The sequence below is a fragment of the Vibrio sp. 99-8-1 genome, assembly GCF_013114595.1.
GTDB lineage: Bacteria > Pseudomonadota > Gammaproteobacteria > Enterobacterales > Vibrionaceae > Vibrio.
In genome coordinates this window covers 79,790-105,892 of the sequence record NZ_VTXE01000006.1, presented here as the reverse complement: position 1 = coordinate 105,892, position 26,103 = coordinate 79,790, and the positions used below count along the sequence as shown (strand labels likewise).

The window sequence follows — 26,103 nt, the reverse complement described above, 5'->3', positions numbered from 1 at the left end:
TAATTGCTGTAAAATTACAATGCTAAATATTATAGCATGTGCTTAATTGGGTTGAGAGGAATGCATAGGCTTACTCTTTGGTCAATTTGTAACCATCCCCTAAAATAGGTCACTTCACTGAGCTACTTTCCGATAGCAAAAGTTATCCGAGTTTTCCATTTTATGTAGATACTCTAAGAAGGTTTTGTCCAATTCTGAGCTAGCAGCTATGAAGATATTTTGTGATTGTGGAGGCCGACGAAGGATACAGCATTCAAATCAGGGAAAAGTATATTTTGAAAATATGATTAAAAAGGCTGAATCAATAAACTGATCAGCCTCTATCGATTTATTCCATTAAAGATAACGACTTCTCAAATGCGCCTGAAAATGCTCAGCATTCAATGTCTCACCAGTTGCTGCCCTAACTAGTTCATCCGTGGTCAGCAAACTGCCTTTACTCCAGATATTCTCTGATAACCAATTGAAGATCGGTGAAAGATCTTTTGATGTAATCGCTGCATCCACATCAACCGTTTTCTTCATCGACGCCATAAACTGCGCTGCGTACATAGCGCCTAAAGTGTAAGAAGGGAAATATCCAAAGGCCCCATCGGTCCAGTGGATGTCTTGCATGCAACCATTAGTAAAGTTTCCTTCAGTAGATAAACCTAAGTACTGCTGCATTTTTAGGTTCCATAGCTCAGGAACATCGGTATGTTTGATATCACCATTAATCAGATCTTTTTCTATTTCGTAGCGTAAGATGACATGCGCAGGGTAGGTAAGTTCATCGGCATCAACACGAATAAAGTCTTTTTTTACTCGGGTATACAGCTTTTGAAAATTCTGTTCGCTAAACAGACTAGGTTCATGTCCCTGAAAATGCTGTTCAGCCATAGTCGATAAATGGCGGATAAAGGCATCGCTTCGACCTACTTGCATTTCAAAAAATAGAGATTGTGATTCGTGAATGCCCATTGAACGTGCTTCACCGGATGGCAAACCGGCTAATGTGGTTGGAAGTCCTTGTTCATAACGAGCATGTCCCGTCTCGTGAACAATACCCATTAAAGATTGAACAAATTCAGTTTCATCATAGCGGGTCGTAATACGGACATCTTGAGGAACGCCGCCACAAAATGGATGAACACTCTCGTCCAGTCGGCCGTGTTCAAAATCAAATTGCAGAAGTTTCATTACATCAAGACCAAGTGCTTTTTGCTGCTTGGTTGAGAATGATCCTTGAGGCTGAATAAAACTTTGTTTAGATTGTTTTTCAATGACCTCGTCTATCAATTGAGGTAACCAGCCTTTGACGTTATTAAATAGCGTATCTAATGACTCTGAGCTCGTTCCCGGTTCGTAGATGTCCAGCATGGCATCATAAGGTGTTAAGCCGGTAGCATCAGCGCGAATCTGTGCTTCTTGTTGCGAAAGTTTAACCACTTCAGCCCAGTTCTTCTCAAAGCCTTTCCAGTCGTTGTTGCCTCGCTGTGTTCTCCAAGCGTGCTCACATTTAGAACCCGCCAATGACTTGGCTTGCACTAGCTCTTCAGGCAGTACGTTAGCCTGTAGCCATTGTCTCTTTAGTTCTCTTAGGGAAGAGGCATCTTGAGTCGATAACGGCTCACTCTCGGCACGGTCAAACCACTCCGCTAATTGAGGCTCAGTCAGTAATTTGTGGATGTGAACAGAGAGTTCGGCCATTGCCTCTGAACGAGCTTGATTACCGCCGGAAGGCATGACAGCAGCTTGATCCCAACCGCAAATTGCAGCGAGGTGGTTAAAGCGAGAGATTTTTTTAGAATGTTCCGTTAGCTTTTTAAATGCGCTCATTATTATATTCCATAGCCAAAAATAGAATGGTAACACCGACATCGACTATCGCCAATGTCATCTGAGACTTGGTTTATCGATGGATTATTGATATAACCCAATAAGCGATATTGATTTAACCTATTCATATCGCCTAAATAGGACAGCAACTCGCAAGGAAACCGTTTGTGCACATTATCAATTTTGAAGCATTTATTCTCGCCATCACAATACTCACATTGACTCCCGGTCTTGATACTGCCGTCGTTATTCGCAATACCAGCCGTGCGGGAGCGAAAGATGGCTATATCACCAGTTTGGGTATCTGCTCTGGACTATTCGTTCATGCCACTCTATCAGCGGTGGGGGTTTCAGCCATTTTACTGCAATCGGCACAAGCATTTCAGGTGATGAAGTGGATAGGAGCCGCCTATCTTATTTGGCTTGGACTCAATGGCCTTCGAACAACGTTTAAAGGAAATAATGGATTAAAAATTGATGACGCAGCGCATCAAACCTTTAATGCAAAGCGTTCATTAAGAGAAGGTTTTTTGTCCAACGTACTTAATCCTAAAACAGCGGTATTTTACTTGGCTTTCTTACCCCAGTTTATCGATCCAAATTACTCGCCGTTTATTCAATCTTTAACAATGGCGGCAATACATTTTGTTTTATCAATGGCATGGCAATGTGCACTTGCAGGCACGGTAAGCTCAGCAAAAAAATTGGTAAAGAACAGCGCTATTATGAGTTGGATGGAAGGGGTGACAGGTACGGTATTGATCGCTTTGGGTATTAAACTGATTTTAGAAGAGCCACCCGTTTCTTTATCAGCAACCCATTAATAGATAGAACCATTAACAGATAAAAAATGCCCGATAATTCGGGCATTTTTTATGACTAACTATTGTTGCGGTGCAAAGTCCATTTCGTCTTCACTGTCTATAGCAAAGTACTTTTTGGTCTCTTCGATAACAACCCCTCTCAAGGCAATTAAACCGATCAAGTTTGGTACGGCCATCAAACCATTAACGATATCGGCTATAAGCCAAATCATATCCAGTTTTAAGAAAGCACCCGATGCAACAAGTAGCAAAAAGATAACTTTGTAAGGCAGCACGGCTTTCGTACCCATAAGAAAAACAACGCAACGCTCGCCATAGTAATTCCAGCCTAAAATGGTGGTGAAAGCGAAGAAGATCAAACCTATCGATACCATTAATGGGCCAAAAGTACCGGAATCTAACCCGACAGCGAAAGCGTGCGTGGTCATTTCTGCTCCGGCATAGTCACTTTGCCATGCGCCTGTCATGATCAATGCTAAACCTGTCATGGTACAGATGATGATGGTGTCGAAAAAGGTTCCGGTCATGGATATCAATCCTTGACGAACGCAGGAGTCTGTTTTTGCAGCGGCAGCCGCCATTGGTGCACTACCTAATCCTGATTCGTTAGAAAACACGCCACGAGCGATGCCAGATTGAATCGCCAGCATGATGCTAGCTCCTAAGAAGCCACCTGTTGCGGCACTGCTGGTAAATGCTGAAACGATAACAAGCTCGATAGCCGCTAGTAGCTGATCGGCATTTGAGACAAGTACCATTAAACAAGCGAGTACATAAAACACCGCCATGGCAGGAACAACTTTTCCGGCGACTCGTGCAATAGATTTGATACCACCAACGGTAACAAATGCGACAAGAGCGGTAAGAACAATGGCCGACATGTCACGTGATACGCCAAATGACAGTTGTGATGCATCTAAAATGGCATTGACTTGTGGAAACGTGCCGATACCAAAACAAGCTACACCGAGTGCAAAGATAGCGAACAGCTTTGCCAACAGTTTTGAACCAACACCATATTGCAGGTAATACATCGGGCCACCAACCATTTGGCCTTTATCATCCACTTTACGGTATTTAACAGCTAATAAGCATTCTGCATACTTTGTTGCCATACCAAATAAGGCCGCTAGCCACATCCAGAACAGTGCGCCCGGACCACCCAGCTTAATTGCTGTTGCAACACCGACAATATTACCGGTACCAATCGTAGCAGAAAGGGCAGTACAAAGTGCTGCAAAACTGGAAACGTCGCCTTCTCCGCTGTTTTTGTTGCTGCGTGAAAAAACTAATCCAAGTGCGGTTGGTAAGTGTCTAAACTGCAATAGCCCGAGGCGGAAGGTAAAATAAACACCGGTTCCAACAAGCAAGATAAGTAGTGGTGGTCCCCAAACAAATCCATCGATTGTTTGAAGTATATTTTGAAAATTATTCATGGGTTCCCCTTAATAAAACATAAAATTTAAGGAGAAGAGGGAAAGGCCGGTGACAAGATCACCAGATAATATCTAAATTTGAGCTTAAATAAGTTGTAACTTTCCACTCCTCTGTCCTTTTGCCTGAGAGTTTGACCTGTCTTAAGACAAGCTTGCTCCTTCGGCGACCGATTTAACGGTTCTCTCCAGAGGTTCCTCCAACTACAGTCCTCGTCCTTACCAACCTATATCTTATGAATAGTTGCACAAGATAGTGATGGCATAGCCTGGAATTTCACCAGAACCGGACACCTGAAAGATTTACTTCTTCGGCGAGTTTTTGTAACCTTTATTTAACAATAAAGCAGTACAAAAACCTCTCTCCTATAGTCTTCATCGGAACAAATATTGGTAGCTAATTCATTTACCAATATTCTGTATTGCGCATGTTATATAAAAAAAAGTGTGATGTCAGTAGTGTTTGGCTCAAGTGGCCAATATATAGACAAATAAGCAAATAACTCGCGAGAATCTAACGTAAAAATGATAATTAAATGCTATAACTACACCATACTGAGGAGAATATATGACCAGAATGATCGCTATTGCTGCTTTTATCGCCTTATCCGTATTTTTAATACGTTATGGGACTAATAAAAATGTACAACAGAGCGTAACTCTTGCTTTTATATGTGGTTTTGCTGCATATACGATTATTTTGGTGGTCAGCGAGCTGTTGCATTAGTAAAGGAGCACAGATTAAGTGAATATAGAAGATGACGCTGTTGAGCAAGACGACGATATCGTCGTTATAGAAGAGAGGGATAAACACACCATTCTCTATATTGTTATTGCAGCCATTTTAGGTTTAGCAATGGGAGGCCTTATTGGTTCTATTGCGACTAAAAGTAAGTGGCAGTCTGCTTACCAAGTTTTAGAGTCAAAAATTGCTACTTTCGAACAACAGCAAAAAGATATTGTGGTAGAGAAAATTACCGTAGTAGAAGAGAAGCAGGCCAATCTTGAAGAGGAAGTCGAGCAAAGAGTATCTAACGCTCTGACTATTAAGAATGAAGAGTTCCAACAGCAGCAACAGCAGTCGAAGACGTTAATCACTGAACTAGAAAAAATAAACATCGAGTTAGAGCAGCTAGTGGAGCAGCAAAAAACCAAGCTTGACGCCAATAGTAAAGAGATTGCCTCATTGACTCGACAAACAGATATGCAGTCAACCATGCTTGAGCGCTCTAGAGAGCTGTTTCAGCGGGAGCTAAATATCAAGCAGCAACTCACTCGTTTACAAACAGAAAGAGAGTCGCTAGCGCCTAAACTAGAGCGTTATAAAAAAGAGTGCGATCTCTTTTTAGAGGGTAAATCTTGGGATGCATCGTCAAAATCTTGCGATTTGCACGACGAAGTAAACTCCAACATTAGCCAGATGGACCAAATGATTGAAGTGCACAAACTTGATCTACGAGAAATTGAGCAAATTGCTGATCAGTTAGGCCTTTAATTTTCACATCATCAAGCAAGTCTAGCTGACTTGCTTGATGACTTTATAGCGATACTTTCTATCGACCACTAGAGCAAGAAGCCCCCATATAACAAATTGTCCCCATAGCAAAGACCATTGTGGAAGTATCAACGAAAAATCCCCCCCCATCTGATTTACTTTTAAAAAGCTTTGAATTGCTGGTGTTGATGGTATCGCTTTTGACAGCCATACCATTCCTTGAGGGACACTCTCTAACGGCCAGATAAATCCTGTCGAGAAAATTAGCGGCATAGAACTGATTAAAATCACCACGGTAACCAACTCTCGACGAGGCAATAGCAAACCGAGAATATGGCCAATGAAGGCTGAGGTGTAGAGGAAGGGAGCAAGTATCGCCAACAAGGTTAGTGGCGACGCCAATCGACTAATTTGGTAGTAGTCAAAGCTAAATCCAAAGTAATACATGGACAAGAAGTAATAGATGACAACAAATATCGAGCAACGAACAAGCAGTAAGCGCAAAGTGGGGACGGCATTCCAGTAGCCGCTACCAAACTTTTGGCTACCACCAAGCAAGCCGATGCTCATTGCTAACGTCTGTTGAAGGATTAACACAAATACCGCAGGAACGACGTAGTTGACGTATCCCATATCTGGATTAAATGTCGGCTTTAAGTTTATCGTCGTGGCGGCATATTGATGTTCAGCTGCGATCAAAGGGACACCGTCCATCAGCAATCGTGACACTTTGGCTTTTGCAGCTAGAGTGCCACTTGCTTTGGCCAGTCCTTCAACCACGGTGCCATAAACTAAGAAGTATGCTGCATCGCCAGCAAACGCCAACGTAGGACTTTTACCCATCAACAAGTCGCGATAAAAGTGGCGGGGAATGAGCAGAATTCCTTTCACTTTACCGTCTAAAAACTTCTCTTTTGCCTCTTGTATGGTATGGCTGCGATCTACAAGCTTAACCTGCGGTGTGGCATCTACCATTCGTTCGAGTTGATAACTGGTCAAACTTTTATCGAGATTAACAACAGACACCATCTGTTCAGTCGGCGTCTGATTTACATAAGGAAGAGGGTAGAGAAACGAGTAAAATACTACGCCAGCGAACATGGTTAAAATAATCACCGGATTAGTTAAAATCGCTTTCAGTTCCTTAACTAGCAACCGATCTAGCCTCATTGGTTAACCTCTAATTTGGTTAAGTGTTTGTTGATTAATACAAGGCACAAGAGCAGTGGAATAAGATACAAACTCATGGTCGGCGTAATGGAGCTAATGGTTTGCCACGGTGTTACATTGTAACTAAACTGGCTGATTTGCGCTTCAATGTAGTGGCTGATTGGCAATAAACTTCGCCACCAAGTCGCGATTGGGTTCATATCAGTAACGGGAAAGGTTACCCCCATAAAAGCAAAACTTGGTGCGGTAAATGCGCCTGCGAAACTCATGGCTCTGGCTGGATCTAGTGTCAAAAAGAAAAACAGCGCGGCCATACTTATACAGGCAAATATCGTGAGAAGCTGTGAATAGATAAGCGTGAGCAGGCTACCCTGATATGGAAAGTCTAAACCAAAGTAAAACCATGTTAAAAAGCCAAAACCTAGCAGTAGATAAAAGGGGAGATAAAAGCCAATAAAAACCGCTAACGATTTAATAGCCGAATGACCGACCATTTTTTTTAAACCGTATATACGGTGATTAGCGGTTAATGCCAATATTGTTGTGACAACAATGAATATTTGCCACAGCGCAGGCACGATAGCGGTAACAAGAAACTGAGCATAGTTGGCATTGCGATTAAACAGTGCGGTGATTTGAGTCTGTACGGGTACGGTTCCACCTAAGGCACTAGCAAAGGTTTTGTTGCCTTTAGAGAGTTGTTTTGCAGCGCCGATTTGTGCATTAAATGTACCATGCGCTTGCAACACCGCAGAATTGATCAGTTTGCCTACTAAAATGTACTGACTATTGTAAAAGGCGGTAATCTGAGGTGGATTCCCTAACACAATATCTCGATCAAAATGAGAAGGGATTATAACGTAGGCGTATAACTCATTATTGATCAGTTTTCTTTTGGCTTGTGCAACATCGATGCTGGTATCAATGACACTCAGCGTCGATGTTGCGTCCAATTCTCTGATTAACTGACGTGAAAGCGTACTGCGTTCTAAATCTACAACGCCTATCGGAAGGTCTCTGGCGATAGCTTGGGAAAATATCCACCATATGGATAGCGCCAATAGAATAGGTACCCAAGTTAAACATGAGAGCAACCATTTATCACTGATGACAACATGCCATTGAGAGACTTTTTCATCGCTATACATTATCGACTCCACAGCATTGGCTTAGACACAGTCGCAAACCAGATTCTCGGTATCTAAAGTTCAACGGAAACGCTCATGCCAACACGAAGTAGTTTATTGTCTTCTATGTTGACGGGCTTCGCCTCTACCTCAAACGTCCGAAGATCAAACCCTTGAGAAGCATCCGTGGAACGCCAAGTGGCAAAATCACCCATTACGGATACGTGCGTGACAGTAAAATCGATATGCTTATCTAAAGCAGGCATGTATGCCGAAATGGTGGCGCCTTTGGTAAAATTCTTAAGGCGATCCTCACGGACGTTAAATACTGCCCAAGCATCTTGCATGTCAATAACAGTAACCACCGGAAAACCTTGTGGCGCTAGTTCACCGCTATTTAACAGTACTTGAGAGATTTCGCCATTAAACCAACTCATTATTTTTGTATCGAGCGCGTAAGCTTCAACTTCTGCGACGGCACCTGCGGCCATGCGCGCTTTCTCTTCAGCAGCACGCTTTGTTTCATCTCGTGCTCCTTCTTTGGCCATTTGATACATTTGATAAGCGGCACTTTGTGTGTATTTGGCGGCTTGCCACTGGGTGAGCGCTTCATCGCGTTTCTGCTCGGCAACTACGCCGTCTTTATACAGGTTATCGACTCGATTAAAGGTTTTCTCCAACAGCTGCGATGCAGCCCGAGCTTTATTCCATTGATCTTTTGCCGCGCTGATCTGTTGTGTACGAGCTCCATTTTGCGCTTCCAGCGCCAGTGCACCGGCAGCTTGTTGACCCGCTTTCGCTTGTTCTAACTTGGCGTCTATCTCCGGGCTGTAAATGGTAAAGATGGGATCACCTTTTTTAACCATGTCTCCCTTTTTCACCATGACTTGATCAATGCGTCCTGCCACTTTAGAAGAGATACTGTACTGCTGAGCCTCAATTTGCCCTTGTAGGCGAACGGGCTTTGGTTGATACGCTTGGTAAAAGCTAAAGCCTACCCATGCAGCAATGCCGATAGCAACCGAACTGACTAGAAGGGGTTTTACTAATTTCATGATGCATCCTCAGAATTGATCGGTTGGTAAGCGTTATTTTGATACTGTTTAAAGGCATTTATATCGCTTGCTAATGCCAGTAGTTTATTTAGCGCAATTAGATAATTAAAACTGGCTAACTGCTGCTGTGTTTTTACTCCGGCTAAGTAGAGTTCGGCATCAACAACTTCCAGTGATGTAGATAAACCTTGGGTAAATGCTTTGTTTCTAAGTTTTAGATTCTCTTTAGCCAATTGAATACTCGCATTTAACCCTTCAACTTCTTCGATAGCTTGTTCAGCTTCAAAATAGGTTTTTTCAACTAATACAGAGAGATCTTGTGTTGCTTGCTGGCGTAGATGATTTACCTGCAAAACGGCACTTTGTGCGGCTTGGATATTTTCGGAACGGCCAGAGTTGTCAATAAGAGGTAATTTAACCCCTACACCCACCAGCCAGTCAGGGGTCATTTGATTTGCTAAGCTGTCATCTTCATAGAGCGAATAGTTTCCATACAGATAGACCTCCGGATAGTAACGACCTTGCTCTGCTTTAATGAGGTTTGACGCTTGTTTGTTTTTGGCATCCAAGATGGCTAGGCCGGGGTAGGTATCTAATGTTTGTTGGGTAAAAGCGCTTAAAGGAGGAAGCGTATGATTAATAAATAACTTGGTATTTGGATACACTTTATCGGATTGATTCAGTATCTGCGTTAGCGCTGACACTGCAATCTCAACATCTTTTTGCGCTTTTTTCCGATCCACTTTGGCCTTGGCTAAAGAAGCTTCCGCTTGCAGACGTTCTACTTTGGCTATTTGACCTTGCTTTTCAAGTTTGATGGCAAAGTCTCTATGTTTGGTTAATCCTTTTTCTACCGATTCTCGGGTTAAGAGCACATCGCGAGCTAACACCACACTAAAATAGTATTTGCTCAAATCTTCATATTGAGCCTGAGTTTCCATTTCAAGTTGGGCAATGGCTTGGTCGGTTTGTCCTGATGCGATAGCTTGGGCAGACGTAATTCGTCCCCCGGTAAATATCGGCCATATAGCACGAATAGAAGAGCTGAAAAAATCTTGATGCGCAATCGTTGATGTTGGATTGACGCTGCTTAAACCACCGAGAAGTGCTGCAAGTTGCGGACTGGCTGCAATAGCTGCCTTGCTCTTGGAATCGATACTTTCCAGTAGTTGATCACCAGAAACGGTAACATCTTTATCTAGGTGAGTGTAATTGGCACCTAATGAGAGCGTAGGGTAATTAAGCGCATCTTTAGAGCGTTCTAATTGTTTATATCGTTGAACATTCGCTTTTTGAGCGGCAATGGCGTTGTTTTTGTCCTGTAACAGCTGCCAAGCATGTTCAAAACTAATTTCACCTGCTGAAATAGAATAAGAGTGGGTGATTAAACTAGTGATTAAAGCAGCTTTTATACTTTGTTTTATGTTGATCAACCTAGCCATTTTATAGACGCTATACTGTAAAATAATAGAGTATATACTCTAGTGAAAGTACTCACAACGCCTCGTTTGTCTGAATAAGGCGAAATAATATGTTTCTCACTGCATATCTCTCTTGGCTACACTCAATTAATAATCTCAACACTCAATCGTTAGACATTAGTCTAAATTGTCGACAATCCACTTGTCTAATGTAATAAAAATGGTCTATTTTGAACCTATTGATTACATATTGTTAACATTAAACGGTTTGAGAATGAGTCAGATTACAGAAAAAAAGCGTGCCTCTTCGGTTATTTCTTCTTATAAAGAAGGGACTAAATCCAACAATCTAACCGAGTATTTAATTGAAGCAATCGTAGAGGGTAATTTGTCATCAGGGCAGAAGATTTCGGAACCTGAATTATCAAAGCAACTTGGCGTCAGTAGAGGCCCGCTTCGTGAAGCGATTATGCGTCTAGAAGGGCTAGGGCTTATCGAGCGAATTCCCCATGTTGGTGCACGGGTTATCACATTTTCCTCCGATCACCTTTCAGAATTATACGCAGTAAGAGAATCACTAGAAGGTATGGCTGCGCGATTAGCAGCGCGCAATATTACCGATAGTGAACTGGACTCTCTCAAGCAACTATTGTCGACACATTCCCAACATATCGATCAGGTAGAAGGTAAATCCTATTTTCAACAACAAGGGGATTTCGACTTCCACTACCGAATCATTAAAGCAAGCCGAAACAAAAAACTGATCTCGTTACTGTGTGATGAGCTTTACCACTTATTACGCATGTATCGCTACCAGTCTCCTCGGTCTCATTCAAGACCCGAGCAGGCTCTGGAAGAACACAAATTTATACTACAAGCAATTGAAAACCGAGATGAAGAGTTAGCAGAAATACTGATGCGTAGACATATCTCAGGAAGTCGAATTTTAATTGCACAACAGATGAAGTCAGGTAAGGAGAACCTCGCATGAGTCTAAGTCAAGGCGCAAAATTTCGCCTCGCGGTACAACAAAATAACCCGCTACAAATCGTCGGTACAGTTAATCCATACTGCGCCATGATGGCAAAAAATGTTGGTCATCAAGCCATTTACCTGTCTGGAGGAGGCATAGCTAACGCTTCCTACGGTTTACCCGATTTGGGAATAACCACATTAAATGACGTATTGGTGGATGTGGAACGCATCACTAACGCTTGTGATTTGCCACTTATGGTGGACATCGATACGGGTTTTGGTGGTGCGTTTAATATTGCTCGCACCATCAAAGCGATGGAAAAAGCGGGAGCGGGCGCAATACATATGGAAGATCAAGTTGCCCAAAAACGCTGTGGTCATCGCCCTAATAAAGCCATTGTCAGTAAAGAAGAGATGGTGGATAGAGTGAAAGCCGCGGTGGATGCACGTATCAACCCAGAGTTCGTCATTATGGCAAGAACAGACGCGCTGGCCGTTGAGGGAATCGATGCCGCTATTGAGCGTGCTATCGCCTGCGTTGAAGCTGGAGCAGATATGATTTTTCCAGAAGCAATGACTCAACTTGATCAGTACAAAACGTTCTCAACGGCGCTCGCGTCTGCTACCGGAAAGCATGTACCTATTTTGGCGAACATTACAGAATTTGGCCAAACACCACTTTATGGCGGTGAAGAGTTGGCAGAGCACGGCGTGGATATGGTGCTTTATCCGCTAAGCGCATTTAGAGCAATGAACAAAGCGGCGGAAAACGTGTATCAACATTTATTAGACGTGGGTAATCAACAGGGAGTTGTAGATCAAATGCAAACCCGAAAAGAGTTATATGCCCATCTAAATTATCACCACTATGAAGACAAGCTGGATAGCCTGTTTTCACAATAATAATTTGTTTACTAATAACCATTTTTTAACGTGAAACTGCTGGTGCCGTAGTGAGTAGGATGCACCGGAAAAAGGAAAGGAGTTCGTCATGTCGGACAAGAAATTAAGCGGCGCAGGTCTTCGAGGGCAAAGCGCTGGAACAACATCACTGTGTACCGTAGGGCAATCAGGAACAGGGTTGACATACCGAGGGTATGATATCACTGATCTAGCAAACAACGCTGAGTTCGAAGAAGTGGCTTTTTTACTGTTACAGGGTCACTTGCCTAATCAGACCGAGTTGGATAATTATAAAACTAAGCTTGTCGAGTTACGAGGCTTACCTCAAGCGCTAAAAGACGCGCTAGAACTGATACCCAAAGATGCCCATCCAATGGATGTTATGAGGACAGGTTGCTCGGTATTAGGCAACTTGGAACAGGAGATGGATTTCTCTCAGCAGCAAGACGCGACAGAGCGTATGTTAGCAACATTCCCAGCGATTATCTGTTATTGGTACCGATACAGCCATGACGGCGTACGTGTCGATACAGAAGACAAAACTGAAGACAGCATCGGTGGTTACTTCTTAAAACTATTAACCGATACAAAACCGAGCGAACTTCATAAGCAAGTGATGCACTGTTCATTGATTTTATACGCAGAGCATGAGTTTAACGCCTCTACATTTGCTGCTCGGGTATGTGCCTCAACCCTGTCTGATATCCACTCTTGTATAACAGCGGCTATAGGGACTCTTCGTGGACCACTGCACGGTGGTGCAAATGAAGCGGCAATGGCGATGATTGAAAACTGGCAAACACCAGAGGAAGCTGAAAAAGAAATTCTGCGCATGCTGGATGAGAAAGAGAAAATCATGGGGTTTGGCCACGCGATTTACCGCGAGTCGGATCCACGAAATGCGCTGATCAAGAAATGGTCAAAAGATCTTTCAGCAGCGGTTGGAGATACCCATCTTTATGCGGTGTCAGAACGTGTTGAGTCGGTCATGAAGCGTGAGAAAGGACTATTCTGTAATGCAGATTTCTTCCACGCATCGGCGTATCACTTTCTCGATATTCCGACAAAACTGTTTACACCAATATTTGTGATGAGTCGATTAACGGGTTGGGCCGCTCATGTATATGAGCAGAGAGCGAATAACCGAATTATTCGACCTAGTGCGGATTATGAAGGCCCTGATGCACAAGATTGGTTACCTATCGACCAGCGTAAATAACTCGCTGAGTCATGATGGTAAGGCGGAGTTCTGCTAAGACTTTAGCGTCTCCGCCAAAAAATAAATCATGGATAGAGATTATGAATAAACAATATCGCAAGGTGTTAACAGGGACGAGCATTGAGTATTTTGATACTCGTGAAGCTGTAGAACAGATAGAAAAAGGCGCGTATAGCAAGTTGCCTTATACGGCCCGTGTGCTAGCAGAAAACTTGGTGCGACGCTGCGACCAGGCGTCATTAACCGACGCTCTTAAACAGATAATCGATCGTAAACAGGATATGGATTTTCCCTGGTATCCAGCGCGAGTCGTTTGTCACGATATTTTGGGGCAGACCGCACTGGTAGATTTGGCGGGCTTGCGTGATGCCATTGCTGAACAAGGTGGTGATCCTGCTAAGGTCAACCCAGTGGTAGAAACGCAACTGATCGTGGACCACTCATTAGCGGTTGAGCATGCGGGATTTGAAGCTGATGCTTTTGAAAAAAATCGTCAGATAGAAGATCGTCGAAATGAAGATAGATTTCACTTTATTGAATGGTGTAAAACCGCATTTAAAAACATCAACGTTATCCCTGCGGGTAACGGTATTATGCACCAGATCAACCTAGAGAAAATGTCACCTGTTATTCAAGTTAAAGAGGGAGTGGCTTTTCCTGACACCTGTGTTGGTACTGATAGTCATACGCCCCATGTCGATGCTTTAGGGGTCATTGCAATTGGCGTCGGTGGCTTAGAAGCCGAAACGGTGATGCTGGGTCGTCCTTCCATGATGAGATTGCCAGATATTGTCGGAGTTCGACTGACCGGCAAGCGACAACCGGGTATCACCGCCACTGATATCGTGCTGGCAATAACCGAGTTTTTGCGTGAGCAGAGAGTGGTCTCTGCCTATTTAGAGTTTTTTGGCGAAGGCGTTACCGACTTAACCATTGGCGACCGAGCGACTATCTCTAACATGACGCCAGAATACGGTGCGTCTGCTGGCATGTTCTATATCGACCAGCAAACTATTAACTACCTTAAACTAACGGGTCGTGATGAGCAGCAGATTAAGCTTGTTGAGCAATACGCTAAAGAAACAGGCTTGTGGGCTGACGACTTAGAGTCAGCTGTATATGAGCGAGAGTTGCAATTTGACCTCTCTAAAGTGACTCGTAATATGGCGGGTCCTTCTAATCCACATCGTCGCCTTCCGACTAATCAGTTAGTCGAGCAAGGAATCGCGGGAGAGTGGCAACAAAAAGATGGGCAACTCCCAGACGGCGCGGTCATTATTGCGGCCATAACCTCATGCACCAATACCAGTAATCCAAGAAACGTTGTTGCTGCAGGACTGCTTGCAAAAAAAGCCAACGAACTTGGGTTAATACGAAAACCGTGGGTTAAGAGCTCATTTGCGCCTGGCTCTAAAGTGGCTAAATTGTATTTAGAAGAAGCAGGGCTGTTATCTGAACTGGAACAGCTTGGTTTTGGTATTGTCGCCTATGCTTGTACTACCTGTAACGGCATGAGTGGCGCACTGGATCCTGTTATCCAACAAGAGATTGTCGAACGTGATCTTTATACCACAGCGGTGTTATCAGGAAATCGTAATTTTGATGGTCGTATACATCCATATGCAAAACAGGCGTTCTTAGCATCACCGCCACTGGTTGTTGCTTATGCGATTGCCGGTACGATGAAATTTGATATAGAAAGAGATTCGTTAGGAACCGACCAAAACGGTAAACCGATCTACTTGGATGACTTGTGGCCATCCGATGAAGAGATTGATGCAGTTGTTGAGAAGAGCGTTAAGCCAGAGCAGTTTAATCAAGTTTACATTAAGATGTTCTCTCTAAATGATGATGATAGCGCAAGCTCACCATTATATGACTGGCGTGAAAAAAGTACCTATATTCGCCGACCTCCCTATTGGGAAGGTGCACTTGCAGGAGAGCGTACTCTGTCTGGTATGCGTCCTTTGGCGATATTACCAGATAACATCACTACGGATCATTTATCTCCTTCAAACGCGATACTGGCGAGCAGTGCAGCTGGTGAGTATCTAACCAAGATGGGAGTACCGGAAGAAGATTTTAACTCCTATGCGACACATAGGGGAGATCATCTTACTGCTCAGCGTGCAACGTTTGCTAATCCAAAATTGTTTAATGAGATGGTGATTGAAGCTGGCAAAACGGTACAAGGCTCTTATGCTCGAGTGGAACCTGAAGGCAAGGTTATGCGCATGTGGGAAGCGATAGAAACCTACATGAATCGCAAGCAGCCGCTGATCATTATCGCTGGTGCTGACTACGGTCAAGGCTCATCAAGAGACTGGGCTGCGAAAGGGGTTCGCTTAGCTGGTGTTGAAACCATCGTTGCAGAAGGGTTTGAACGGATTCACCGTACCAATCTCGTAGGTATGGGGGTGTTACCACTTGAGTTTAAATCTGGTCAAACACGCGAAAGCTTTAGCCTTGATGGCACAGAGCTATACGATGTTATTGGTGATATCACCCCTAGAGCGGATCTAACCTTAATCGTTACTCGTTCCAATGGCGATACATTGTCAATTGCGGTCACTTGTCGACTGGATACCGCTGAGGAAGTCGATGTTTATAATGCTGGCGGCGTATTACAACGTTTTGCTCAAGACTTTTTGGCTTAGTGGAGCGGAGGTAATCAGATGAGTGAATCAAGTCACACTAAACAGTCTCAAATTAAAGTTCCGGCAACGTATATGCGTGGAGGAACCAGTAAAGGGGTTTTCTTTAGCCTTGATGACTTACCTGAGCCAGCCCAAATCGCGGGTGAGGCTCGGGACAAATTGTTGCTTCGCGTGATTGGTAGCCCTGATCCTTACGGTAAACAGATCGATGGTATGGGGGGAGCAACATCCAGTACCAGTAAAACGGTGATCGTCTCTAAAAGCGAATCGGAACATCACGATGTGGACTATCTGTTTGGTCAAGTTTCAATTGATAAACCTTTTGTTGATTGGAGCGGAAACTGCGGCAACTTATCCGCTGCCGTAGGGCCATTTGCTATTCACAGTGGGCTGATAGCGCCAGAGCGCATGGTTGAGAATGGCATAGTCACAGTAAGAGTGTGGCAAGTGAATATCCGCAAAACCATTTTAATCCATGTCGAGATGAAAAACGGCTATGTACAAGAAACGGGTGACTTTGAACTCGATGGCGTGACTTTTGCCGCACAAGAAATTCAGGTCGATTTTCTTGACCCGGCCGATGGTGAAGGATCAATGTTTCCCACCGATAATCTTATTGATGAGCTGACGGTTCCGGAGATTGGAACCTTACAAGCTACATTGATAAACGCTGGTATTCCGACCATATTTCTACAAGCAGAGTCTCTTGGCTATACAGGAACTGAGTTACAAGATGACATAAATAACGATGTTGCTGCTTTAGAAAAGTTGGAAAAAATCCGCGCTTATGGTGCGCTCAAAATGGGACTTATCGACAGGTTAGAAGAGGCCGCAACCCGCCAACATACTCCTAAAATCGCCTTTGTTGCTAAGGCGAAACAGTATACCTCTTCGAGTAATACAGTTGTTGCCGCGGAAGAAATTGATTTATTAGTTCGCGCCGTTTCAATGGGGAAATTACATCACGCCATGATGGGAACAGCTGCGGTAGCAATTGCTTCCGCAGCATGTGTACCGGGAACGTTAGTCAATTTGGCATCCGGCGGAGGATCAAAAGAATCGGTGGTGTTTGGTCACCCTTCGGGAACATTAAAAGTTGGCGCCAGAGCGACAAACAGCTCAAAAGGCTGGTCAGTTGAAAAAGCGGTAATGAGCCGTAGTGCTCGAGTGTTAATGGAAGGGTGGGTAAGAGTACCACTTGGAACAATGGAATAATCATCATACTGGAGGGAGCGTAATGTCTGCCTACGAAAAAGAATACCTATTTGCAAAAGAACAACCACAACAGTTTTGGCAAAAACAAGCGGATCAGTTGTCTTGGTTCACGCCGCCGACAACAATATTAGAGCAAGATGAGCACGGTATTGAACGCTGGTTTGCTGATGGTGAGTTAAATACCGCTTGGCTAGCGCTTGATTATCATGTTGAACAGGGAAGAGGTGATAAGGTTGCGCTTATCTATGACTCGCCAGTTACTCTGACCAAACGCCAATACACCTATCTACAACTTCGTGATCAAGTCGCAAAAGTTGCCGGAATGCTTGCTGCACAGGGGGTAGAAAAAGGTGATCGGGTTGTGATTTACATGCCGATGATCCCAGAAGCTGCAATGGCGATGCTGGCTTGTGCTCGACTGGGTGCTATCCACTCAGTTGTATTTGGCGGTTTTGCGCCAAATGAGTTGGCAGTACGTATTGAAGATGCGGAACCCAAGGTTATTATGACCGCGTCTTGTGGTATAGAAATAAACAAAGTGATTCCATATAAGCCGTTGGTCGATAAAGCGATTATGGACAGTCGGTGGAAACCTGAAAAAGTTATTTTGCTGCAACGAAAACAGCAACCAGCTGAATTGACTCATGAGCGGGATCTTGATTGGCAAGAGCAGGTAGAAACGGCAGAACCACATGACTGTGTACCGGTTAAGTCAACGGATCCACTTTATATTCTTTATACCTCCGGTACTACCGGCAAACCGAAAGGAGTGGTTCGTGATAATGGTGGTCACGCAGTTGCCATGAAGTACAGCATGAAAACCATTTACAATATCGATCAGGATGATGTTTTTTGGGCTGCATCAGATGTCGGTTGGGTAGTTGGTCACTCGTACATTGTTTACGCTCCGTTAATTCATGGCTGTACGTCGATTCTATTTGAAGGTAAACCAGTAAGAACACCCGATCCTGCTGCATTTTGGCGGGTCTGTTCTGAATACAATGTTACGGCACTGTTTTCGGCTCCAACCGCCTTTAGAGCGATTAAAAAGGAAGACCCAAACGCTGAGCTTATCGAAAAATATGATTTATCAGCGCTGAAAACCATTTTTATGGCCGGAGAAAGGTTGGATCCCCCGACACTGGAATGGGTACTAGAAAAAACGGCAAAACCGGTTATTGATCACTGGTGGCAAACAGAAACTGGCTGGGCGATTGCCGGTAACCCAACGGGCATAGAAATGATGGACGTAAAAGCTGGGTCGTCTACCAAGCCAATACCCGGTTATCAGGTCGAAGTACTAAATGAGATTGGTGATGTGGTCGCACCGAATCAGCAAGGTTTTGTTGCGCTAAAACGACCTCTACCTCCCGGTACATTACCGACAGTGTGGCGTAACCATGACCGTTTTGAAAGCGGCTATTTAAGCCAGTTCCCGGGCTATTACGTTTCTGGTGATGGTGGTTACTTTGATGAAGAAGGTTACTTATTTATCATGGGACGAATCGATGACGTCATTAACGTAGCAGGCCACCGATTGTCCACAGGTGAGATGGAAGAAATAGTCGGGGCACATCCAGCAGTAGCGGAATGTGCGGTTGTAGGTATTCATGACGAAATTAAAGGGCAATTGCCTCTGGGACTCGTGGTGCTTAAAGACGGCGTCAAAATTGATGAGTTGGCGCTAGAAGGGGAGTTAGTAGGCAAAGTGAGAACAGAAATTGGTGCCGTTGCCTGCTTTAAACATGCGCTGGTGGTGGATAGATTACCTAAAACCCGTTCAGGCAAAATACTTCGCCGCATTATCCGCCAAATTGCCGATGGTGAAGCTTATACGGTTCCATCAACAATAGATGACCCAACCAGCCTTAATGAAATAGAGAGGGTGTTACAGCTGTAATCTCGCTATTTAATAAATGTCAATTATATTGATATTTAATTGTCTAAACTTTTAATTAATGCCGTTCATAAATGAACGGCATTGTTTTTGTGGCAAATACCACGTGTTCTGACGTTAATTAATGTAATAGACATTTCGTAATATTAAGTGGCTCGAAAACTTATTTTCTTATTCTGTCTGTTCTGAATGCATCTCTCGTTTTCACTATTCTTTACCTATTCAAGGTGTTGTTCTAATAGTATTTTTCCTCCGAGAATACTTTCAAGCAATATCTTTATAAACAACATTAAACTATTTTGTTGAGAGGTTTTAGATATGGGTGGCAGAAAATATATAGAAATAATACTTTCGACGACTTTATTGATTGTAACTACTTTTAGCTATAGTGCGATTTCTGCTGAAAATGGCAATGCGTTATTAAATATGAAAGGAGTTATTCCTAATGCTATTGGTAGCTTTGTTGGTGGTTCTATTAATAGTAAAAGCAATGCTAGTACATTTGAAAATAGAAACGTTTTATTTCTAGATAAGAGTGTAAATCATATCGTCGCCTATGATGATGAGACCAGCCAAAATGAAATTTCAGGTGTTGAAGAAATAGGAACCGCCTCTGTTGGTATAAGTGGTGACGCAAAATATAGCTATTCTTTCCCTCTGCCCAAAGGAGTAAATGGCTTTACACCATCGCTAGGTATTCATTATAGCTCCGCAAATAAACAAGGGTTATTAGGCTACGGCTGGACGCTCTTTGGCAATAGCGCGATTCGACGTTGTAAAGCAAGTTATTTTGCCGATAATTATGCAGGCTCTGTAAATGGTGATAACCGAGACCGGCTCTGCTTTGACGGAATGAAGTTAGTTAATGTTGACGGTGAATATGGCACTCGTTCTACTGAGTACCGTACTTTAAGTGATACTTACCAGAAAATAGTTCTACATAATGCTATGTCGGATGCGGATAGTTGGTTTGAAGTTTGGGACGCAAAAGGTGTCCGTTCAGAATACCGGAAGACATTTTCTACTGACTTCGGGGTACCTCTTGCATGGCACATAACTAAGAAAACGGATACTTCACAAAACAGCATTCTTTATATTTATAACGATGAAATGTATGGGGAGAAAAATTCCCCTATGTTAAGTGCTATCCAGTACAACAATATATCTGTAGTCCTCCGTTATGAACATAAAAAGCAACCTGTTACTTCATATATTGCTGGAAAATCAGTTGCTGACAAATATCGTTTAGATAAAGTGCGAGTGATTAACAATGAGACTTACAACTCTTTCCTAGAACTCACAGCTCAATACAGCAACAATAATCGTAAAGATATTCTTAACAAGATTTTGCTAAGTCGACAGCATAGTCCTGTATTAACAGCGTTTAATATTGAATGGGAACAACAAGGCAGTCAGGTCTTTTCTGGATATAAAAAAACACGCTCAGCAAACTTAAGTGCTAGTGCTAACTCTCTGAAGGAATTTGTTGATGTCGATGGTGATGGATTTCCTGATGTTGTTGCCTTTAGACATAATGGCGTTTACGTCTCTTTTGGTGATAAAAATGGAGAGTACTCAAAACTAGAGAAAGTATTTAACCGGATGGTTCCCTCGGCAGGCGACTGGAACCCTAGTCGCACTCCCAGAGTGATGGGCGATGTTAACGGTGATGGAAAGGCTGATATTGTTGGTTTTGGTCATGACGGTGTTTATGTTGCACTCTCTAATGGCCGCAGCTTTGATAGGGAAACCCGCTGGGTAAATGCTTATGGTGTATCGGCGGGCGGTTGGGCGCCCAGTGTTCATATCCGAACTCTCGCCGATGTTAACGGTGATGGGTTGGCCGATGTGGTGGGGTTTTCCAATTACGGTGTCAATGTCTCGTTATCTACAGGCTACTCTTTTACAGCAAGTCAGTTATGGGTCGCGGCCTTTGGTCATAATCATGGTTGGAGTAAAGATTACCACATTCGTCAATTAGCTGATGTAAACGGTGATGGAATGGCAGATGTCGTGGGGATTTCACATAGTGGTGTTCACGTTGCTCTATCAACAGGGGAATCCTTTAATAACCGTGGTCGTTGGCTTGCTCAGTTTGGTGTTAATCAAGGCTGGAGTATGGATTACCATGACCGTTACATTCAAGATGTGAATGGAGATGGAATGGCCGATGTGGTGGGATTTTCTCATAATGGTGTAGAAGTGGCCTTATCAACGGGAAAACGTTTTATGGGCTCCTCAAGATGGGCTCGCTATTATGGACACACTCACGGATGGCGTAAGGGTACCCACTTGAGACTGCTGTCTGATCTAGACGGTGATGGTTTTAGCGATGTTATTGGTTTTGCGCGAGACAGTATACCTATTTCAATGTCATCGGGTAGCAGTTTCTATTCATACCGTACCTGGTTAAATCAATTTGGCCCCTGGTACAACTGGAGAGGCAAACCAAGATATGTGATGGATATTAACGGTGATGGCCGTGGTGATGTACTAGGCCTAAAATCCGATGGCATATATCGAGCGCTTGGTAACTACTCTGCACCGCGAGTAAAAAAGATCACCACCGCAACGGGTAATTATGTCACTTTCAAATATGGTAATTTATCTGATCCCACGGTATATAAAAAGGGTGATGCAGTTTCGTACCCCCAGAAAAATGATCATAGAGGTAGTGTGGTTACTTCGTTATTTCGCTCTAATGGCATAGGAGGAGAAAACGAAACCCAATATAAATACCAGGGTAAAAGAGTCCATTTAATGGGGGCGGGCAATCTTGGTTTTGAAAAAATCCATCAATGGAACAGAGTTTTAAATAGAGTAGAGAGCCGAACCTTTCACCAAAATGTAGAAGATGGGTTGCTCTATTCCGCGCTAGAAGAGAAAACAACGTGTCAATTACGTTCAAGTTACAATTATGAGAAGATTGATGAATGGTTTGGTGCTATAAGCGCTTACAGAGATTATTTCACTTTTGACTCTTGCAGTTCCAATAGCAGTAAAAAGATAGAACATATCAGCAATACATGGCAAACCGAAACCGCCATAGGAAATATGGGTCATACCATGTCGGCTTCTCCTTCCTACAACTCTCCATTTGTAGAGCATCAACGATATAAACAGCAATTGTTGAATAGCACCACTAAAACATGGGACCTAGAGGGAACACTTTTAAAAACGGTAAGTGTAGATAAAACCTACAATAAATGGTTTGGGCATACTCTGACAGAAGTGACGAATACTGACGATCATATCCATGGCAGTCGCCATACTGAAGCGATCTCTTATCGCTATAAAGCACCAGATACCGAGAATTGGCTGGTCAATCTGCTAGCGCAAAAAAGTATTCAGGTAACAGGCTCTGATCTTTACGCGGATGATGGTGTGACCACTTTCAATCAAGTATTTGATTATGAGTACAATAGCAAAGGCCAGCTAATACGTCGTTATCAGCAAAAAGGTACCGAGTTAGAGCGATCAACCACTTACTCTGATTTTGACCGGGGATTGCCACAAAACGTAACCGAGCGTTGGTCAAAAGATTTAAGTAAAAATATTTTATACAGCTTTGTACCCATAAACCATCGTACGACTCTCTATACTTATGATAAATATGGCTATATAGCCACCACAACCAATGCCCTTGGACAGATAGAGAGAACACACTATGAGCCACTGTTTGGCAAACTTGTTAGTGTTACGGCAGTGGATGGCACGAACACGACTTATCATTATGACGCGTGGGGAAGAGAAACCGGTGTTAATACCCCCTCTGGAAGCTGGCAGAGGATCAATTATAAACCGTCATATAACGACGACTACAAGTATGCAAGGGAGATCACATCCAATAATGAACCAACGGTTATTCAATGGTTTGATAGCCAACATCGGTTATTAAAATCCCAAACAGCGATAGTCGGTGGTCAAAGCTATACTCATTACCGTTATGATGACGCAGGAAATATCATTTCTGAGTCTGTGCCGAGTAGAAATGAGTCAAATTATAACGAAACACAATTTAGTTATGATAGTCTCCTACGAATAAAAACCATCACCAAAGCGAGCGGGTATACCACAAACTATCGTTATAGTGGCTTTACTACGGTATCGACCAACTCTGAGGATCAAAGCAATACCACCATTATCAATGCTCTTGGTCAAAAACAAGAGGTGATAGATGATGCCGGCAACCGTGTAACATATCACTACGATGGTTGGGGTAACTTAACCAGAACGAACGACCCTAATAATAACCAAATTCGCATTACCTATAATGCCCTTGGTCACCGCACTAAAATGATTGACCCCGACCTGGGTAAAATAGAATTTAAAACCAATGGGTTAGACTTGGTGTATCAATACACCAACAATCGTGGAGAATCGACGAAAGATTATTTCGACCTGTTAGGACGAAAGATAAAGCGCATTGATCCGGAGACCCCCTCTGGTAAGCATTGGCAGTACAACAGTAAAGGACAACTCACGGCTTCTCGTCAAACCGGTTATTACCAAGGCTTTAGCTATTATCCTAATGGTCTTCTTCAACAAAAAACCGTTAGTATTCTTAGCAAAACGTACCGTCAGCAATTTAATTACGATGCTAATGGACGGCCATATCAAATGGACTATGGCAATAATGTGGTTGCTACTTATCAATATAACGACACAAACATATTGTCAGCTATTTATCTATCTAGTGCAGGAAAAAAAACACAAGGAAAACTTGTCTGGTCATTAGGGGGAATGGATGCGTTTGGTCATCATACCCGCGTTAGCTTTGGAAATAATTTAGCAGGACAGTATCACTATGATCCTATAACAGGCTATATAGAAACAATGGATCTTGTTGGCTCTCAACAGCAGCAGAGCACTTCCTATCTTTCTAACGAGTATGATTTTGATAGTATTGGCAACTTAACTTATCGCAAAGTGCAAGTGGAGTACAGTGGTGCTTTTGGCTCAGCACAACACCACTTTAATACCCAAATTTCGGAACATATTGTTTACGACAACCTTAATAGACTCTCTTCTGTCAACACTCGTACTAATTATTTGTCGGGAATGGCACCGGCTTCTGGAAACAGCAGTGCGGTGACTCTGAGATACGATGCGCTGGGCAATATTACCTATAAATCTGACGTGGGGAATTACCATTACGACGACAAACATCCTCACGCAGTAAACCGTATTTCAGGTAAAACCACGCAAACATTTCGTTATGACGATAATGGCAATCAAATCTCGGGGATGGGGCGGAGCATAAGTTACAGCTCATTTAATAAGCCTACAAAGATACGCAAGGGAAACAACGTTACTCGTTTTAAATACGGTACTGATGGGCAGCGCTATCTGCGCACAGACAGTAATGATGAAGGTACCACAACCACAACGTATCTAGACTCTACAGAGATTATTCGCCAACCCAATGGGCAAATCACCTTCCGTTACTACATTGGTGACGTAGCACTGTATGAGAAAACCGTTGCTAGCTTAACTTCAAATGGACTTCGCTACTTACATAAAGACCATTTAGGCTCGATTGTGGCCATCTCCGGTGAGGAGGGTCAAATAGAGCAGCGCTTTAGTTATGACGCATGGGGAAAAAGGCGAGAGTCGAGTGCTGGTATTGATGTTAATGAAAAAGGTCGTATAGGATTTACAGGCCATGAGATGCTTGATGATGTTGGACTAATACACATGAATGGCAGGGTGTATGACCCAACCCTTGGCCGTTTTTTAAGTGCCGATCCATTTATTCAGGATAATTGGTTTGGGACTCAAGCATTTAACCGATACTCTTATGTACAGAACAACCCGCTCAGTTATACTGATCCAACAGGTTTATTAACCGATATAGGCACCTGTGCGCCAACAGATACCAGACCAGAGTGTACAGAAAGTAGAGAACCGGGTGGTGGTAATGATAATGATGGCAACGGAAGCTCGGAGAATAAAGATGTTGCGAAGAAACAGGCGGAGTTAAAGCAAACTTATGGAAACGATCCTCGATTTATTGATGGATTTAATACCGAGCCGGATGCTGAACTTGCTGTAGAAGTTGTAGCCGTAGTAGTGCCAGTGGCTAAAGCGATTAAGTTAGCCAAATATGCAACCCCTCCGGCAGCCAAAAGCTTTATTGCTAGAATCTTTAATAAGATCAAAAGTGTATTTAGTGGTAAGAAGGTTGATGATATAGCGAGTAGTGGGAAGACATTAACAACTTCTCAAAATAGAACAGTTAGTTCGTTAACTAAGCGTATTGAAGAACATAAGAAAAAGCTGGAGGAGTATAAAAACAACCCTGATGCTTTTGATAATAAGAGTTATTTAAAAAATGCTCCAAATAGTGAAATTCGACAGAGAATTATTGATGGGCGAGTTCGACATTTGGAAAAAGAAATCAGAGATTTTCAAAAAGGTATTGATGACATTATTGGAGGTTAAGGCTTATGGTTGTTGATATAGAAACGCTACAAAATGCGATGTTGCAAGTGTTTGAACATTTAAAACACCAAGGAATAAATTCTTTAGATATTGATAGTGACTTCTATTGGAATATTGAAAAGAAGCAGAGGTATGATCCTTATCAAATGCCTAATGACATTGATTTAGGGCAACTATCTGATAGTTGGGATGAGATACAGAAAATTGCATCTGGTGAGCGAGAGCCCATTGGTTACGCTTTGATTTGGATAGCATCATTATATCAATACATTGGTGAGACAAATCCTAGTTAGGTAAATGTTCTTAAGAAACAGGCGGAGTTAAAGCAAACTTATGGAAACGATCTTCGATTTATCGATGGATTTAATACCGAGCCGGATGCCGAACTTGCTGTAGAAGTTGTAGCAGTAGTGATGTCAGTGGCTAAAGTTATTTGATATTTCTGTAATC

Annotated in this window: 17 protein-coding genes and 1 riboswitch; of the genes, 11 read left to right on the top strand and 6 right to left on the bottom strand. The window is 43.0% G+C overall.

Features of this window, described 5'->3' with window-relative positions; translation table 11 throughout:
* Positions 1-336: 336 nt before the first annotated feature.
* Positions 337-1,818 carry a carboxypeptidase M32 gene (locus F0227_RS04625; RefSeq protein WP_171752007.1) on the bottom strand — a complete coding sequence of 494 codons (1,482 nt, stop codon included), beginning with the start codon at positions 1,816-1,818 and terminating at the stop codon, positions 337-339.
* Positions 1,819-1,985: 167 nt separating this feature from the next.
* Here F0227_RS04625 and F0227_RS04620 point away from each other — a divergent pair, with 167 nt between their 5' ends.
* Entirely contained in the window at positions 1,986-2,642 is a 657-nt protein-coding gene (locus tag F0227_RS04620; protein ID WP_171752006.1) for a LysE family transporter, read from the top strand.
* A gap of 59 nt (positions 2,643-2,701) precedes the next feature.
* Here F0227_RS04620 and F0227_RS04615 read toward each other — a convergent pair whose 3' ends face one another.
* Positions 2,702-4,078, bottom strand: a complete 1,377-nt coding sequence (locus F0227_RS04615) for a sodium:alanine symporter family protein (protein WP_171752005.1) — start codon at positions 4,076-4,078, stop codon at positions 2,702-2,704.
* A 101-nt stretch (positions 4,079-4,179) separates the two neighbouring features.
* A riboswitch (glycine riboswitch) is annotated at positions 4,180-4,277 on the bottom strand.
* A 366-nt stretch (positions 4,278-4,643) separates the two neighbouring features.
* On the opposite strand from F0227_RS04615, the gene F0227_RS04610 reads away from it, so the two are divergent.
* Complete coding sequence (locus F0227_RS04610) at positions 4,644-4,802, top strand: hypothetical protein (protein ID WP_171752004.1); 159 nt, start codon at positions 4,644-4,646, stop codon at positions 4,800-4,802.
* An 18-nt stretch (positions 4,803-4,820) separates the two neighbouring features.
* Complete coding sequence (locus F0227_RS04605) at positions 4,821-5,570, top strand: chromosome partitioning protein ParA (RefSeq protein ID WP_253822037.1); 750 nt, start codon at positions 4,821-4,823, stop codon at positions 5,568-5,570.
* Positions 5,571-5,591: 21 nt separating this feature from the next.
* On the opposite strand, the gene F0227_RS04600 is transcribed toward F0227_RS04605, so the two are convergent.
* From F0227_RS04600 to F0227_RS04585, 4 genes are read right to left on the bottom strand one after another with little or no spacing between them, the layout of a single operon-like run.
* Positions 5,592-6,740: an ABC transporter permease gene (locus F0227_RS04600; protein WP_171752003.1), complete on the bottom strand. Its 1,149-nt coding sequence runs from the start codon at positions 6,738-6,740 to the stop codon at positions 5,592-5,594.
* On the bottom strand, positions 6,737-7,888 hold the full coding sequence (locus F0227_RS04595) for an ABC transporter permease (protein WP_171752002.1): 1,152 nt from the start codon (positions 7,886-7,888) through the stop codon (positions 6,737-6,739). The genes F0227_RS04600 and F0227_RS04595 overlap by 4 nt, the downstream gene beginning before the upstream one ends.
* A gap of 53 nt (positions 7,889-7,941) precedes the next feature.
* The gene (locus F0227_RS04590; RefSeq protein WP_171752001.1) at positions 7,942-8,922 is read right to left on the bottom strand and encodes an efflux RND transporter periplasmic adaptor subunit; all 981 of its coding nucleotides are present in this window, start codon (positions 8,920-8,922) and stop codon (positions 7,942-7,944) included.
* Positions 8,919-10,364: a TolC family protein gene (locus F0227_RS04585; protein WP_171752000.1), complete on the bottom strand. Its 1,446-nt coding sequence runs from the start codon at positions 10,362-10,364 to the stop codon at positions 8,919-8,921. The genes F0227_RS04590 and F0227_RS04585 overlap by 4 nt, the downstream gene beginning before the upstream one ends.
* Positions 10,365-10,617: 253 nt before the next feature.
* Between F0227_RS04585 and F0227_RS04580 the strand changes: the two genes are divergently transcribed.
* From F0227_RS04580 to F0227_RS04545, 8 genes are all read left to right on the top strand, one after another.
* On the top strand, positions 10,618-11,334 hold the full coding sequence (locus F0227_RS04580) for a GntR family transcriptional regulator (protein WP_171751999.1): 717 nt from the start codon (positions 10,618-10,620) through the stop codon (positions 11,332-11,334).
* Positions 11,331-12,221 carry a methylisocitrate lyase gene (gene prpB, locus F0227_RS04575; RefSeq protein WP_171751998.1) on the top strand — a complete coding sequence of 297 codons (891 nt, stop codon included), beginning with the start codon at positions 11,331-11,333 and terminating at the stop codon, positions 12,219-12,221. Before F0227_RS04580 ends, prpB begins: the two co-directional genes overlap by 4 nt.
* A gap of 88 nt (positions 12,222-12,309) precedes the next feature.
* Positions 12,310-13,440 (top strand): 2-methylcitrate synthase, encoded by a 1,131-nt coding sequence (gene prpC, locus F0227_RS04570; RefSeq protein WP_171751997.1) that lies wholly within the window; start codon positions 12,310-12,312, stop codon positions 13,438-13,440.
* A gap of 80 nt (positions 13,441-13,520) precedes the next feature.
* Complete coding sequence (gene acnD / locus F0227_RS04565; protein ID WP_171751996.1) at positions 13,521-16,097, top strand: Fe/S-dependent 2-methylisocitrate dehydratase AcnD; 2,577 nt, start codon at positions 13,521-13,523, stop codon at positions 16,095-16,097.
* A gap of 18 nt (positions 16,098-16,115) precedes the next feature.
* The gene (gene prpF / locus F0227_RS04560) at positions 16,116-17,312 is read left to right on the top strand and encodes a 2-methylaconitate cis-trans isomerase PrpF (RefSeq protein ID WP_171751995.1); all 1,197 of its coding nucleotides are present in this window, start codon (positions 16,116-16,118) and stop codon (positions 17,310-17,312) included.
* Positions 17,313-17,334: 22 nt separating this feature from the next.
* Positions 17,335-19,212 carry a propionyl-CoA synthetase gene (locus tag F0227_RS04555; RefSeq protein WP_171751994.1) on the top strand — a complete coding sequence of 626 codons (1,878 nt, stop codon included), beginning with the start codon at positions 17,335-17,337 and terminating at the stop codon, positions 19,210-19,212.
* A 315-nt stretch (positions 19,213-19,527) separates the two neighbouring features.
* Positions 19,528-25,653 carry an FG-GAP-like repeat-containing protein gene (locus F0227_RS04550; protein WP_171751993.1) on the top strand — a complete coding sequence of 2,042 codons (6,126 nt, stop codon included), beginning with the start codon at positions 19,528-19,530 and terminating at the stop codon, positions 25,651-25,653.
* A 5-nt stretch (positions 25,654-25,658) separates the two neighbouring features.
* On the top strand, positions 25,659-25,946 hold the full coding sequence (locus F0227_RS04545) for a hypothetical protein (protein ID WP_171751992.1): 288 nt from the start codon (positions 25,659-25,661) through the stop codon (positions 25,944-25,946).
* The last annotated feature ends 157 nt before the right edge of the window (positions 25,947-26,103 follow it).

Bases quoted from the DNA above. Each gene is read 5' to 3' on its own strand.
- F0227_RS04600 (WP_171752003.1), bottom strand. From the start codon at position 6,740: ATGAGGCTAGATCGGTTGCTAGTTAAGGAACTGAAAGCGATTTTAACT.
- F0227_RS04550 (WP_171751993.1), top strand. From the start codon at position 19,528: ATGGGTGGCAGAAAATATATAGAAATAATACTTTCGACGACTTTATTG.
- prpB (WP_171751998.1), top strand. From the start codon at position 11,331: ATGAGTCTAAGTCAAGGCGCAAAATTTCGCCTCGCGGTACAACAAAAT.
- F0227_RS04615 (WP_171752005.1), bottom strand. From the start codon at position 4,078: ATGAATAATTTTCAAAATATACTTCAAACAATCGATGGATTTGTTTGG.
- F0227_RS04545 (WP_171751992.1), top strand. From the start codon at position 25,659: ATGGTTGTTGATATAGAAACGCTACAAAATGCGATGTTGCAAGTGTTT.
- F0227_RS04595 (WP_171752002.1), bottom strand. From the start codon at position 7,888: ATGTATAGCGATGAAAAAGTCTCTCAATGGCATGTTGTCATCAGTGAT.
- F0227_RS04555 (WP_171751994.1), top strand. From the start codon at position 17,335: ATGTCTGCCTACGAAAAAGAATACCTATTTGCAAAAGAACAACCACAA.
- prpC (WP_171751997.1), top strand. From the start codon at position 12,310: ATGTCGGACAAGAAATTAAGCGGCGCAGGTCTTCGAGGGCAAAGCGCT.
- prpF (WP_171751995.1), top strand. From the start codon at position 16,116: ATGAGTGAATCAAGTCACACTAAACAGTCTCAAATTAAAGTTCCGGCA.
- F0227_RS04580 (WP_171751999.1), top strand. From the start codon at position 10,618: ATGAGTCAGATTACAGAAAAAAAGCGTGCCTCTTCGGTTATTTCTTCT.
- F0227_RS04625 (WP_171752007.1), bottom strand. From the start codon at position 1,818: ATGAGCGCATTTAAAAAGCTAACGGAACATTCTAAAAAAATCTCTCGC.
- F0227_RS04610 (WP_171752004.1), top strand. From the start codon at position 4,644: ATGACCAGAATGATCGCTATTGCTGCTTTTATCGCCTTATCCGTATTT.
- acnD (WP_171751996.1), top strand. From the start codon at position 13,521: ATGAATAAACAATATCGCAAGGTGTTAACAGGGACGAGCATTGAGTAT.
- F0227_RS04590 (WP_171752001.1), bottom strand. From the start codon at position 8,922: ATGAAATTAGTAAAACCCCTTCTAGTCAGTTCGGTTGCTATCGGCATT.
- F0227_RS04585 (WP_171752000.1), bottom strand. From the start codon at position 10,364: ATGGCTAGGTTGATCAACATAAAACAAAGTATAAAAGCTGCTTTAATC.